Genomic DNA, 14,711 nt, shown 5'->3' on the forward strand with positions numbered 1-14,711 from the left:
ATTTATTATAATGACATTATAAAAACAAGAACCCCCGTATGTTGAGCTCTCTTTTCAACATACGGGGGTTTTCATATTGTTGTATTACTTTTCTTTCGATTTATATAAGAATTTAGTCTGTCCAGCTACTAATGCATTTGGCATCATTTTCATAATACGATTTCTAACTGCAACAACTAAACGACTACGATATTGGGCAATTTTACCGATTTTTCTAGAACGCTTAATTACTTTTGCAGTATGTTTGACACGTATTTTATCATAACGCTGTAATGCTTTTTCAAAGTCGTATGCGTTAAAACAATTTACTAATACGATAGCATCTTCCATTGCTTGTCCAGCACCTTGCCCCATATTAGGCGTTGTCGCATGTGCTGCATCTCCTAGTAAAATAGTACGACCATAAACAAAAGATTTGAGTGGTTTCAAATCATAAATATTATGCAATAAGATACCTGTTTCACTTTGTTTGTCTAAGATCTCTCTAACTTCATTTGGATAGTGATTAAAGTATGCTTGCAAATGAGGTTTACCAAACGAACTATATTTATGATTGTTTTCCTTCGAGTTAATTGTAATGAACCAATATGCTTGATTATTTAATAACGGAACAATACCTACTCTTCCTTTTCTTCCCCAGTATTCTTTTGCACAATCCGGATGCTTTAAATCAATATCATCAATTAAACCTCTAAAGCATGTATACCCTTGATATAATACTTTACTGTCAGCATTTACAGATTGTCTCACTTTAGAATGAATTCCATCAGCACCAATACATAAATCAAATGCTTCACTTTCTTGTTCCGCGAAATGTATGGTAACTTTATCTGTCTCATTATCTATATGCGTGACTTCATGATTTGTAAATATTGCATCATCTTTTACATAAGATTTAATAATGTCAATTAATGTTTGGCGTGGTAACGTCACATTCAATGTATTACTTTTTAATTTAACAGTAGTTAACGGACGATCTTTGTCATCTAACACTGTCATTGTAGATAAGATTTGCCCAGCATTTTTAATACCTTTAGCTAAGTCATGATTACCTAGTTTTTTAAGCACATTATCTCCGATACCAATCCCAGCGCCAATTTCTTTAACTGACTCATTTTTTTCAAAGACTTTAATAGTATGACCTTGTTCTTGTAATAATGCAGCAGCTGTTAATCCACCGATGCCTGCACCTATAATTGCTATCTTCATATTGTCACCTCTATATTTTTCATTCTTTTCTATTTTATCACATGCACTATTGTTTAAAAATGACTCTTGGAACTAACGTTTCATTTTTAAAGACTTAAGTGTATTATCTGCACCATTGTATATTACATGCACATTTAGACAGCAATATTCATTTACATAATGTACATTTGCAACAATGATGTGGGAGCTTGGGACATAAATCAATGTCCTAGGGTCTATAATATTATATTGGTAGTAGTTGACTGAATGAAAATGCGCTTGCAACAAGCTTTTTTCAACTCTAGTCAGGGCCCCAACACAGAGAATTTCGAAAAGAAATTCTACAGGCAATGCGAGTTGGGGTGTGGGCCCCAACACAGAGAATTTCGAAAAGAAATTCTACAGACAATGCAAGTTGGCGGGGCCCCAACACAGAAGCTGGCGGAAAGTCAGCTTACAATAATGTGCAAGTTGGGGTGGGACAACGATAAAGAAATACTTTTTCTATAGAAATTAGTATTTCTTATGCATGAGTTTTACTCATGTATTCCTATTTTTAAGTACACATTAGCTGTGGCTAATGTGTAAGAACCACTACATAATAAATCATTAGTGGCTCTTTATCTTTTCTGTCCCACTCCCGCGTTTTTTGTTAGGTTAAAATCCATTTAACTAACACACTCAGAATGCGCTAAAGGAGCTCGAAACAATAAATTGTTCCAGCCCCTTTATGCACCGATGTCTTATTTATAATATGTTTGTCTAATATCATCTTTCTTTATACCAAACTGCTTATAGGATTTATCCATTAATTTGGCAATTTTATCTGCCCAGCGAATGTCACTCGCATATTGATGTTGCGCAGGATTTTCTGGATTCCATCGCATTTGATATAAATTCAGTTGGTTGTTTTCAAAATATTCATTACGAATGAACTTTGCACCACCAAGAATCGCCTTATCTGGTGATGTCCATTGTTCCTTTTCAGCATAACTTTTCCCACTACGAACAGCACTACTATCGAATGCTCCTATACCAAAAAAGTTGTAATAGCGTTTTTTTCCATCTTTAATGCCTTTTGCTAATTCTGATTTGCCGTTACCTGTTTCTACTAATGCATGGCTAACAAGATAAATGACATTAACCTCATATTTTTCTTGAGCTTCTAGAAAAACTTTCCCTCGATTTTCTAAAATCCCCTTACCTTTTAGCAATTGGTTAACTTCAGATTCCGACATCGGCACTTTTTCTGTGATATCCATATACTTCATATCATTGTCTTTATGTGAAATAGTCATTGCTTTAGCAATTTCATTATTATTTGCTTCAACAAATTTACCATCCTCTTCTTTTGTCTGTACAATACCTTTCCCTTGTTGCATTGAAACAGCCTCATCAAAAGAGTAATTCACATCATTTTTAAACAATTTAGTTTCATTCACGATGAGTAATACAGCAAAAACAACTAAAATAACTATCAATAGTAGCGTTGAAATGCGTAACTTGAAATTCTTCTTCATATAGACAAAACCTCATTTTTCTTACTTAGACAATAAAAAATATGCCACTACAATCGCTAATATTACGATTAAAAAAGAAGCGTTAACGATTACTTTCATCGTTGTTCTATCTCTGAACATCATATTAAAGACAACTAGACTAATTGATAATGAAACAGCAAAAAAAGTAATAGCTAACACTAATTTCATCATAAATAAACAGACTAAACCTATGACTAATAATGTATTAGAAATTACAGCTGACGTTTTTAACATTCTCGAATTAATATGCACTCACCCTTTTTATTTAAATAACTTACATAATCATAATAATACATGATGTTTCATAGCCCTGTCGATGGTTGATTATCAATAGCACAATATTTTCTCGACTCTCAAAAATATTGTTTAAAGTTTGATGAAGACTCGGATACAAAAAATATTTCAATATAACTTAAAACAGTGCTCCTACACTGACATGCAGGAACACTGTTATATTCAAAGACAAAAAAATCGGAAAGATGAAAAGTAAAAAACTTTTGCATCAATCCGATTTATTATAGACCCATATTAATCTTCTCGAGACATACCTTTTAGCATATTAAGCATATATGTTAAACTACGGTTCATGTCGTCATCTTTTAAAACGCCTAACAGACTTCTTACAGATGTCTTCGCATTAGGACTCGCTTGATTTGCAACATGTAATCCTTTATTAACTTTATTTAGGAAGTCACTTAAATCTGATACATTTAATTCACCTAATAAAAATACCATTGAAGCCATATTTGTGAGCAAACCAGTATAGATATCTTTGTTGAGCTCAACAGCAAATTTATTAATAATCACTTGACGTCCTCTAACTGCGCCATTTAAAGCATCTAATATTTTAGCATCATCTAACACTTTAATAAGTTTGATTGCTTTTAATATACTATCTTTGTTTGCAGCAATTGCCTCTGTAACTTCATTTAAACTTTCTAACTTAATTTGTTCTTCTGATTTTTCTAAGCGTCTAATTTTAGAAGATATTCTCTCAGCCATTATTTATCCACCTGATTTCCCGGGAAAACATAATCTGGACGTTCCCATTTTTTCTGTACTTGAACACTGTACTGCGGATGACGTTTTTTATTGACACGGAAATTATTAGGGTTCAACGGTGACTTACCACGTTTCGTAATTACCTCCAAACGACAGCTTGTACGTTTATAAGATGGTGTATCCGTGTATTGATCAACATCACTATTAGTTAATAAGTTAATTGCGCCTAGATCTCCATTTTCCATCGCATCATTATTTAATGGAATATAGATTTCTTTACCTTTAACACGATCTGTCACGTGAACTTGTAATACCGCTTCTCCTGTTTCAGATATCAACTTAACTTCTGCACCTTCATGAATGCCTCTATCTTCAGCAAGTTCTGGAGAAATTTCAACAAATGCACGTGGCACTTTGTATTTAATCATTGGTGTTTGATAAGTCATATTACCTTCATGGAAGTGCTCTAACAATCGACCATTGTTTACATGAATATCATAAACTTCATCTTGCTTAAAGTAATTATCAAATGATAATGGGAATAATTTTGCTTTACCATTATCGAAATTAAATCCTTCTAAATAAAGTATTGGTTCATCTGTACCATCTGGATGCACAGGCCATTGTAAACTATTAAATCCTTCTAAACGTTCGTAGCTTACGCCAGCATATAATGGTGTTAGTCTAGCAATTTCATCCATAATTTCGCTTGGATGTTTGTAATTCCAATCGAAACCTAATTTATTAGCAATTGCTTGGAATATTTTCCAGTCAGGTTTAGAATCACCTAATGGTTTCAATGCTTGGTATAAACGTTGAATACGTCGCTCAGTATTCGTAAAAGTACCATCTTTTTCTAATGAAGGACTTGCTGGTAAGACAACATCTGCAAATGTAGCTGTAAATGTTAAAAATTCATCTTGGACTACCATGAAATCTAATTTTTCAAAAGCAGCTTGTACAAAATTAATATTTGAATCAACAATACCAGTATCTTCTCCATATAGATATAATGAATGAATTTCCCCATCATGGACACCTTCAACCATTTCATGATTATCTTTACCAACTTTAGGATTCAATTTAACGCCATATTCTTTTTCGAATTTAGCGCGAATATCGTCCGCTTCAATACTTTGATAGCCAGTAATTTTATCAGGCATACTACCCATATCACTACAACCTTGAACATTATTATGTCCACGTAATGGATACGCACCTGTACCAGGTCGACGATAATTTCCAGTAACTAATAATAAGTTTGAAATTGCTGTACTTGAATCACTTCCAATGTCTTGTTGTGTGATACCCATTGCCCAACAAATGACAACGGACTCAGCTTTGGCACATTCTTCAGCGAACTTAATCAACTCTGCTTCTGGAATACCAGTAGCCTCTTCAGCGAATGCCATTGTAAATATTTCTAATGACTTGTAATATTCATCAAAATCTTCAACCCACTCTTCGATAAAGGCTTTATCGTGTAAGTCATGATCAATGATATATTTCGTCACTGCGCTTAACCAAGCCAAATCTGTACCTGGTTTCGGTTGATAAAAACGATCTGCGCGTTCAGCCATTTCATGTTTTCTAATATCAAACACATGTATTTTTTGACCAAATAATTTTTGAGCACGCTTCATGCGTGATGCAATAACCGGATGCGCTTCGGCTGTATTCGTACCAATCAATACAGACATTGCTGCTTTTTCTAAATCTTCAATACTACCTGAGTCACCGCCGTGTCCAACCGTTCTAAATAAGCCTTTTGTTGCAGGCGCTTGGCAATATCTTGAACAGTTATCAACGTTATTAGTGCCAATAACTTGTCTTGCTAATTTTTGCATTAAATACGATTCTTCATTTGTCGCTTTAGAAGAAGAAATGAATGATAGTGCATCTGGGCCATACTTTTCTTTAATAGATGTAAAATTATCTGCAATGACATTTAAAGCTTCATCCCATTCTACTTCATGGAACTCACCATTTTTCCTTACTAATGGTTTCGTTAAGCGTTGATCTGAATTAATATGTGCCCATGAAAATTTACCTTTAACACAAGTTGCAATTTTATTTGCTGGAGAATCATGTGATGGTTGTACTTTTAAAATTTCTCTATCTTTAGTCCAAACTTCAAATGAACAGCCCACACCACAATATGTACATACTGTTTTAGTTTTCTTAATACGCTCTTTACGCATTTCTGCTTCTGAATCTGAGATTGCAAATAGTGGACCATAACCAGGTTCTGCTTTTTTAGTTAAATCAATCATTGCCGCTAATGAACCAGGTTCCGTATCAGTCATATAACCCGCATTACCTTCCATGTTAACTTCCATCATCGCATTACACGGGCATACAGTTGCGCATTGACCACAAGATACACATGACGATTCATTAATCGGTACATCATTATCCCAAATGACACGTGGATGCTCACGATCCCAATCAATTCTAATTGTTTCATTTACTTCAATATCTTGACATGCTTCTACACAACGTCCACATAAGATACATTGATTTGGATCATAACGATAAAATGGGCCGTAATCTTTTTCGTATGGCTTCTCTTTATATTCATACGTTTGATGCTGAAGTCCCCATGCATCCATCGTATTATGAATTTCACAATCACCATTATTATAATCACATACTGTACAATACAGCATATGCTTTTCTAAAATTCGATCAAGCGCTTCTTTTTGAGCATCTTTCACGTCATTATTCACTGTATTTACTGTCATTGGACGATCAATCACCGTACTACATGAACGTTCAATTTTACCATCAATCTCAACAGTACATGTATCACACGTTTGTATCGGTCCCATTGATTCGTTATAACAAATTGAAGGCACAAAAGTATCTTGCGATTTAATGAATTCAAGTAAATTTGTACCTGGTTCTACAAGATAATCTTTACCATCAAGCGTGACCACCAAATGTTCTTGCATACTATTCACCCCATCTATATATTTTTCCGTAAATGACTTTTAATAAATTGCCTAATTTCCACCTAAAATAAAGATGCCCCACACATCTTTCAGATAGAATCAATATAATTGTATTACTTTAAGTGTATAATGTTAAGCGTATTTTTGTATTTTTTATTTTTGCAATCATTTTTATTTGAAATATTTTGCGCGAAATTAAATCATCTTTTTGTTTAATTGAAAATAATTATCATTATTAGTTTTCCAATTATCTGTTTCACGCTTTTTGCCATATCTTTCACAACCTTATTAATGACAATACTTAATAATCACCTCACCTAAAAATCGCTATACCATTTATAAATACCCTTTTTCTGAAAATTAATAACCCAAGTTTGATAAATATCTACTGTCATTTAGAAGGTAAGATTTATCTTTAAATTAAATTTGTAATGGATTAATTTATAAAAATCAAATCAGGCATTAAATAAAATAGCCCATAAATACAAAGTGTTATCACCTTCTATTTAGGGGCTATTAATTCTATTCGTTATTCTTTTTACAGCTCATTCTATCTAATTAATTTGTGTACAATTTTGATAACTTATTTTCCCTTATTTTACTACTCTAGATTATCTTTTAATAACTTAGTACTTTCAGCTTTTGACTGTTCACTAGGAATGAAGTAGTACAATCCGTCACTTTGAATGCCACCTTGACCACTCAATTGATGTTTATTAATCGTGTCATTAGCATCTTTATAATTGCTTCTAATCGTATTCAAATCACCTAATGTTAAATCTGTTTTAACATTATTTTGAATTTCATTCATTAGACTATTAAAATGTGTAATCGATGATGGGCTTACAATCTTATTAGCCATCGCTTCAAGTACAATTTGCTGACGTTGTTGTCGACCAAAGTCACCACCAGCACCTTCTTCTTTACGACTTCTAATAAACTTCAATGCTTGATCACCATTTACATGTGTTTGCTGTCCTTTTGTAAAACGAACACCATCAACAGTGAATGTATCATTACTTACTACATCAACACCGCCGATGCTATCTATCATATTATGCAAACCATCCATATCAATTGTCGCATAATGATCAATTGGCACATTCATTAATTTTTCAAGTGATTTAACAGCCATATTTGGTCCACCATATGCATAGGCATGTGCAATTTTTTCAGTAGTACCACGGCCAACAATTTCCGCTCTTGTATCACGCGGTATACTTACTATTTCAGTTTTCTTCGTTTTAGGGTTGATAGATAAAATCATAATACTATCACTACGCTCTCCGCCACCCTTTTTCTTACGATCAGCATCTGAATCGACACCAAACAAAGCGATTGTGAATGGATCACCATCGTTTAAACTCACTTTTTTATCTCTTAATTCTGAATGATTGCGATCTAACGGATTGTGTATCTTATTACCAGTAATAAAAATTTTAGCAGCTACATACACAACAGCTACAAATGCTAAGATTACTAAAATACCGAATACCCATAAAAATATTTTTTTCGGTAGGCTCATTTTACTTTTAGACGAACGTTTCAATCCCACCACTCCTTTACTATTCCTTACATACTTTGTCTGTTTTCTCTATTTATTATATAGTAAAATAATTTTTTTACTATACTTCTGTAGACGTATAACTATTTTTTATCATTTTTTATCACTAGAGAATATCTATCTGTATTTTTGATAACCACCATTTGCATTTAAAATTTTAAGTACCGTTTCATGACATGCTTTATTACTTATAATAAAAGGTGCACCCTTTAAATGATCAATTGCCTTACCATCTAAAGTCGTCATTTTTAGATTCAATAGTTCTGCAAATAAAAACTGTGCAGCAATGTCCCAAGGTTTAGGATTTGTATTAATATGTGCCCCAAACTGACCTTTTGCCACTCGCATAGAATCTAATCCGCAAGCACCAACTAAACGATAACTAAATGAGGCGTCAAATAACTCTTGCACCGTATCCAGATTCATTACTTGTGCATTAAACGATATAATAGCGTCTTCCAATTTTAACGATGGTGGTTCTTCCATCTTAATTCCATTACAAAAAGCACCTTCTCCTCGTATTGCTTTATAAAGCTTTTTATGCGGATAATCATATACGTACGATAACATTGGTTTACCTTCATAAAAATACGCCAATATAATACAATAATCTTCTTGCTGTTTTACTAAATTGGCAGTTCCATCAATGGGATCCATAATCCATAAATGATTAATTTCATTCGTAATCATTTCATTACTTTTTTCTTCCGCTAATAGTTGGTGTTCCGGAAAATGTGTTGCTAAAAATTGTTGAAATTGTTGTTGAATCTGTTTATCTACATTTGTAACTAAATCAAATCGATGACGCTTCGTTTCTGTAGTCATCTCCATAATTAATTGTGGAATAACATTGTCTATTTGTTTCAACCACGAACATATTAACTTATCTATTTGTTGTAATGTTTTATCTGTCATTTCGTCCACCACTTCTCATATCATTATCATTTTATTATTACCCTATATTAAAAGAATCAACAATACAACTGAAGACTTCTTCATTTTATGCATAAAAAAATCGGCTAGTCACGTGCTAGCCGACAAATAGAAAGGAAAGTAAGTAATAAATATTGAAGATGTTGTGATGTAACTTGAACGATTAAAAGCTATCTGTTATATAGCTCTACCCCTTTGTTTAATCGCTCCCCCTGTTACAAGTAATATCATAGCACAATCTTTTTTAAAATGTAAGCGTTTTCCACAAAATTTTTCCGATTTTTTTAAAAAGATATTGAAAATGTCCTCATTGTCACTCTTATGTTATACTTTGTGTAATATATCATCTTTTAGGAGGTGGCTGTCATGAATAAAGCTGAAAGGCAAAATTTAATAATTACTGCAATTCAACAAAATAAAAAAATGACCGCTTTAGAATTAGCTAAATATTGCAACGTATCCAAACGCACAATTTTAAGAGATATTGATGATTTAGAAAATCAAGGTGTTAAAATTTATGCGCATTATGGGAAAAATGGTGGTTACCAAATACAACAAGCACAATCTAAAATTGCATTAAACTTATCTGAAACACAATTATCGGCCTTATTTTTAGTGCTTAATGAAAGTCAGTCGTACTCGACATTACCATATAAAAGCGAAATCAACGCAATTATAAAACAATGTTTAAGTCTTCCACAAACACGCTTAAGAAAATTGCTTAAGCGCATGGACTTTTATATTAAATTTGATGACACACAACATATAACACTCCCAATGTTGTTTTCCGACATTTTAATCTATTGTACAGAACGAAATGTGATGTTAGTAGATCATAGGGTTGATGATAATATTAAAGCCGAAAATGTTATATTTATTGGCCTTTTGTGTAAACATGGACATTGGCATGCAGTCATTTATGACATTGCTCAAGACAAAACTACCGAACTCGAAATTGAAAATATTATAGATATTTCGTATTCATTCGGTAAGACGATTCAAACCAGAGACATATCCATTGATAACTATCATCAATTTTTAAACCCCATCGATTCCTAAACTATGGAGTCGACGGGGTTTTATCTATGCATAAATACTTATTACTGATATAACGAAAGAAACAAAATTATTTGCTATATGTAATGCAATTGTTGAACCTAGGTTTCTTCCAGATTTTAAATAAGTGAAAACCAATATGATGGATAGTATGAGATATGGACCAAACTCAAACGGTGACTTTGCATCAGTCACATGAATAAATGCAAATAAGAACACCGAAACAATACTCATAGCTATAAAATTAAACTTCTTACCTAATTCTCCAATTAAAATATGTCTAAATACGATTTCTTCAACTATTGGACCTACAATCACAATTAATAAGAATGCTACAGGTAATAATGCAGGCACTTCAAACATTTTATTTAGCCCAAGTTCATTGGCTGTTTCACTATATTGCAAATGTTTAGGTAGAAACTGTGTCATATATTCATATGTATAAATTAAGATGAGAGCAATAATATACGTTATTGACAATCTAAGCCAATATTTTTTGATATACGCAAAACCAGCTCGAAGCCTTGATGGCATCACTTTTAAATGAAATAAATAAAATGCGCCAATCCCAATCGTATATGCTAAAGCTTGTGTGATAGTCGCTACAAATATCAGATTACTATCGATTTCATAATAACCAAACAAAATTGGTCCTATGTAAGCTGCAATGTTTAGTGCAAATATTAATACACCTATAATTGGAATTATAAGCAAATCTCTCCATGCTATATCTTTAAACGTGTATTTCTTTTTTTCATTTTCCACTGTTATATCCTTTCCTGTTTAATAATTGATTTTTGGAGGTACTTCTACATGATAAACGAAACTAAGTATATGAGACAACAAATTACTAATTTGATTCAAATCATTGATACGATTAAATATAATACTTTAATGACAGATTGGAACATTCAAACGCATATTTATAAATTTAACCAAATAGTTACTAATGAATTGAATAAGTTCAAAGGCTTTGAAACATCATATATAATAAACGAAAATCAAGTTTCCTATTATGAAATTATAACACTACTTAATAAACGTCCCCTCCGACAAGTCGACTATGGTAACAAAATTCAATATCTTAATTTTTATCATACAGAACTATCTAACGCATTATTTACAATTAAATTTGCCCATTAACCTATTTTTCATAAAATGTCATTTAAACAAGTTATTTATTAAAATTCACTTTATTACATAAATTATACAATTAAAAAGTTTCTTCAAATTGTAAAGATGCATTAATCGAGTTATAATCATAATGATTAAGATGGTAGATTTAGTCTTATATAACTACATTTACTAAGATTTAAATAGATGAGTACATAATGTATAAATTGGGAATATACAGTATGACTTACGGTAATATATCAATATATTGATATATTATTTGCACATGGGAGTATGCTATTTTTTATCTATACATCTTAAAAAAATTTACAGTTTTATAATTCAATATCATTAAACAAACAACATATTCAGCTTATTTTTCATTCTCTTACGTTACAAGTTGTAAATACCATCGCGTTAAACAACAATAGCCAACGCTAATAAAATATATTGCGTTAAAGTGGAGTGATTAATATGTCAAACGTACTAACAGAAATAGATAGTCAATATCCATATATGACTAAAAATGAAAAAAAGATAGCTAAATTTATTCTGAATTCACCTCAAAAGGTGATTAAAATGAGGTCTCAAGACTTAGCAAGCTTATTAGATATTAGTACATCATCAGTCATTCGATTCAGCAAAAAAATTACTGATGGCGGTTTTCACGACTTGAAAATAAATATATCTAAATATGTTCCTAAAGCATCATCAATTTACAATGTTGAATTAATGAATAACGAAAGCACAGAATCTTTAAGAACTAAACTCCATACACGTACTACACGCGCACTTAATCATGCTAATAACGAATTAAATGATAAAACTATTGATCAAATATGTCATTGTTTAAAACGTTCTGAGACGATTTTTATATATGGTTTTGGCGCATCTTTTGTAGTTGCTACCGACTTATACCAAAAGTTATCAAGAATAGGTCTTAATATTCAACTTGTTCAAGAAACACATATTTTTGCAACATTATTAGCAACTCACAATTCGAACGACAGTGTTATTCTTATTACTAACAATGGTACGCAAAGTGAAATGCAATCAATGGTTAAAGTTATTGATGACTACCATATACCTATAATTACAATTACTAGTACAAGGGATAATCCCGTAGCACAGGCATCAAATATTGTTTTAACTTATGGGAAAACTGATGAAAATGAGATGCATATGGGAGCAACAACTTCATTATTTGCTCAAATGTTCACTATTGATATTTTATATTATCGTTATGTTGCATTAAATTATCACGCATCATTAGATTTCATAACACAATCTAAAATGGCTTTAGATAACTATCGTAAACATTTATCAAATATTAACTTTAAACATTAACAGTCTTATATAAATTTTTTAATCATGTCATATAATAATTTATGCATCATTTTCAAAGCTTACATGTCTTTTATCTTGTATAACATACGCATATGACCAATGATTTGATAAGGCCATTCTATTTCTTATATTAAAAACAAACGCAGTTGATTAACGGATTCATTCCATATATCAATTGCGTTTGTTATTTTTATAATGCTATTTTTTATTTTAAAGCCCACAGTAAAAACTATCGATAGTATACCCTTTTAAAGGTAAATTCTTACTACAACTTCGATTTAAGCTATATTTATAAAAAATGCGCCTACTCATAACATTTCTTTGGCTATTTAACTTTAATAAGCTAGGGCCAAGTTTGTCATAAAATAAGCGCACATTATAATCATACTATTTTGCTTTTACATTATTTTTATTATATCTAATAAAGTAATAAATCGTTACAATCGTTAAGAAGATGACACCAATAAGCACTGATATTCTAGTTTCAACATTAAATACCATACCAACCAATACTAATATTAAGAATAAGATTGTTAAATAGTTAGTTACTGCGCCACCAGGCATTTTGAATGGGTGACCTTCCACTTCTTCAGGGTGTAATTTTCTAAAACGTAAGTGACTGAATAAAATCATAAACCAAGGAATCATACCTGGTAAAATAGACGCACTATAAACGTATACGAAAATACTCTTCGCTCCATCGATATATAAAGGTAAAATTACATTTAATAAAGCACCAATTAAAATACCAAGAGATACTGCAACAACAGTGTACAATGGCACACCATTTCTCATGGTTTTAGTAAATATTTTCGGCATTTCACCTTTATGAGCAAGTGTATAAATCATACGACTCGCACTGAAAATACCTGAGTTACATCCTGACATTGCTGCAGTTAATACAACAAAGTTAATTAATCCAGCTGCAAATGTAATACCGATTTTAGCAAATGTTGCAACAAACGGACTTCCAATGTCTCCTAATTGATTCCAAGGATACACTGAAACAATAACAAAAATAGCACCTAAATAGAAAATTAAAATTCTCCAGATAACACCATTCACTGCTTTAACGATATTTTTCTGAGGATCTTTAGTTTCACCTGCAGTAATACCTATCAGTTCCACACCTTGGTATGAACCAATTACAATTGATAATGCAAAGAAGAAACCAACAATACCATTTGGCATAAATCCGCCATTTGTCCATAGATTAGAAATACCTACCGCATGGCCACCATTTCCAAAACCAAAGAAAATAAGACCAAAACCAGCAATAATCATTAAAATAATTGTTACAACTTTAATTAAAGCAAACCAAAATTCAAATTCTCCAAACGCTTTTACCGAGAATAAATTCGCTGCCATTAATAATAAAATAGCAATAATACCAGGAATCCAAGTTGGCAATTCCGGGAACCAAAACTTCATATATTCTCCTACTGCTATGACCTCACTCATACCAACAACAATCCATTGGAATATATTACTCCATGCTGTCATATAACCTGCTGCAGGATGTATATAATCACTTGCAAATGTTGCAAATGATCCTGTTGTAGGGTTTAAATAAATCATTTCCCCCATTGCTCTCATGATTAAAAATAAAAAGATACCCGCAATTAAATATGCAAGGATAACTGATGGGCCCGTCCATTTAATTGTACTTGTCGCACCCATGAAAAGCCCCACGCCAATCGTACCACCAAGTGCAATCATTTGAATTTGACGGGCACTCAATCCCCTTTGTAGTTCATTGTTCTCCATAACTTCTTACCCCATCTCTGATTGATACTAAATAAATCCATAAAAAAACTTATTGCCGTAATTATACTATAAATTATCGATTTTGGTACATTAATATTTGCATACCATGCAATCGTTTACAGAACTACTATAGCAGGCTTTTGCAACTTTGCAAACAATTATTTTGTGATTTTTCTAAAAAATTAAAAAAGTCGTCCGCGAAACATTGAGTCACATACAACTTCAGCTATTACAAGTAATTATGAT

The 14,711-nt window shown here is 32.0% G+C and carries 12 protein-coding genes; 3 read left to right on the forward strand and 9 right to left on the reverse strand.

Annotated elements, in window-relative coordinates:
- Nucleotides 1-84 precede the first annotated feature (84 nt).
- The 7 genes from ACXQH5_RS07355 to ACXQH5_RS07385 all read right to left on the reverse strand — a co-directional run bounded on the left by ACXQH5_RS07355 (nt 85) and on the right by ACXQH5_RS07385 (nt 9,164).
- Complete coding sequence (locus tag ACXQH5_RS07355) at nt 85-1,209, reverse strand: FAD-dependent monooxygenase (protein ID WP_000684155.1); 1,125 nt, start codon at nt 1,207-1,209, stop codon at nt 85-87.
- Between the two features lie 722 nt (nt 1,210-1,931).
- Nucleotides 1,932-2,708, reverse strand: a complete 777-nt coding sequence (locus ACXQH5_RS07360; protein WP_000739226.1) for an N-acetylglucosaminidase — start codon at nt 2,706-2,708, stop codon at nt 1,932-1,934.
- A gap of 21 nt (nt 2,709-2,729) precedes the next feature.
- Entirely contained in the window at nt 2,730-2,963 is a 234-nt protein-coding gene (locus ACXQH5_RS07365) for a hypothetical protein (RefSeq protein ID WP_000921246.1), read from the reverse strand.
- A gap of 294 nt (nt 2,964-3,257) precedes the next feature.
- Nucleotides 3,258-3,731 (reverse strand): helical membrane plugin domain-containing protein, encoded by a 474-nt coding sequence (locus ACXQH5_RS07370; protein ID WP_000840815.1) that lies wholly within the window; start codon nt 3,729-3,731, stop codon nt 3,258-3,260.
- Entirely contained in the window at nt 3,731-6,685 is a 2,955-nt protein-coding gene (fdhF, locus tag ACXQH5_RS07375; RefSeq protein WP_001155258.1) for a formate dehydrogenase subunit alpha, read from the reverse strand. The genes ACXQH5_RS07370 and fdhF overlap by 1 nt, the downstream gene beginning before the upstream one ends.
- Before the next feature lie 601 nt (nt 6,686-7,286).
- Nucleotides 7,287-8,234 (reverse strand): LCP family glycopolymer transferase, encoded by a 948-nt coding sequence (locus tag ACXQH5_RS07380; RefSeq protein WP_000831051.1) that lies wholly within the window; start codon nt 8,232-8,234, stop codon nt 7,287-7,289.
- Between the two features lie 132 nt (nt 8,235-8,366).
- Nucleotides 8,367-9,164 (reverse strand): inositol monophosphatase family protein, encoded by a 798-nt coding sequence (locus ACXQH5_RS07385; RefSeq protein ID WP_000130455.1) that lies wholly within the window; start codon nt 9,162-9,164, stop codon nt 8,367-8,369.
- A 384-nt stretch (nt 9,165-9,548) separates the two neighbouring features.
- Here ACXQH5_RS07385 and ACXQH5_RS07390 point away from each other — a divergent pair, with 384 nt between their 5' ends.
- The gene (locus ACXQH5_RS07390) at nt 9,549-10,241 is read left to right on the forward strand and encodes a helix-turn-helix transcriptional regulator (protein ID WP_001030120.1); all 693 of its coding nucleotides are present in this window, start codon (nt 9,549-9,551) and stop codon (nt 10,239-10,241) included.
- Nucleotides 10,242-10,265: 24 nt separating this feature from the next.
- On the opposite strand, the gene sdpB is transcribed toward ACXQH5_RS07390, so the two are convergent.
- Complete coding sequence (sdpB, locus tag ACXQH5_RS07395) at nt 10,266-11,003, reverse strand: CPBP family intramembrane glutamic endopeptidase SdpB (RefSeq protein ID WP_000426704.1); 738 nt, start codon at nt 11,001-11,003, stop codon at nt 10,266-10,268.
- A gap of 48 nt (nt 11,004-11,051) precedes the next feature.
- On the opposite strand from sdpB, the gene ACXQH5_RS07400 reads away from it, so the two are divergent.
- The gene (locus tag ACXQH5_RS07400; protein WP_000606727.1) at nt 11,052-11,381 is read left to right on the forward strand and encodes a hypothetical protein; all 330 of its coding nucleotides are present in this window, start codon (nt 11,052-11,054) and stop codon (nt 11,379-11,381) included.
- 444 nt (nt 11,382-11,825) lie between these two features.
- On the forward strand, nt 11,826-12,698 hold the full coding sequence (gene rpiRc, locus ACXQH5_RS07405; RefSeq protein WP_000073195.1) for a pentose phosphate pathway transcriptional regulator RpiRC: 873 nt from the start codon (nt 11,826-11,828) through the stop codon (nt 12,696-12,698).
- Nucleotides 12,699-13,085: 387 nt separating this feature from the next.
- Here the strand turns inward: rpiRc and ACXQH5_RS07410 are convergent, their stop codons facing one another.
- Nucleotides 13,086-14,465: an amino acid permease gene (locus ACXQH5_RS07410; protein ID WP_000429671.1), complete on the reverse strand. Its 1,380-nt coding sequence runs from the start codon at nt 14,463-14,465 to the stop codon at nt 13,086-13,088.
- Nucleotides 14,466-14,711: the final 246 nt, after the last annotated feature.

Source organism: Staphylococcus sp. SA22 (assembly GCF_054165785.1).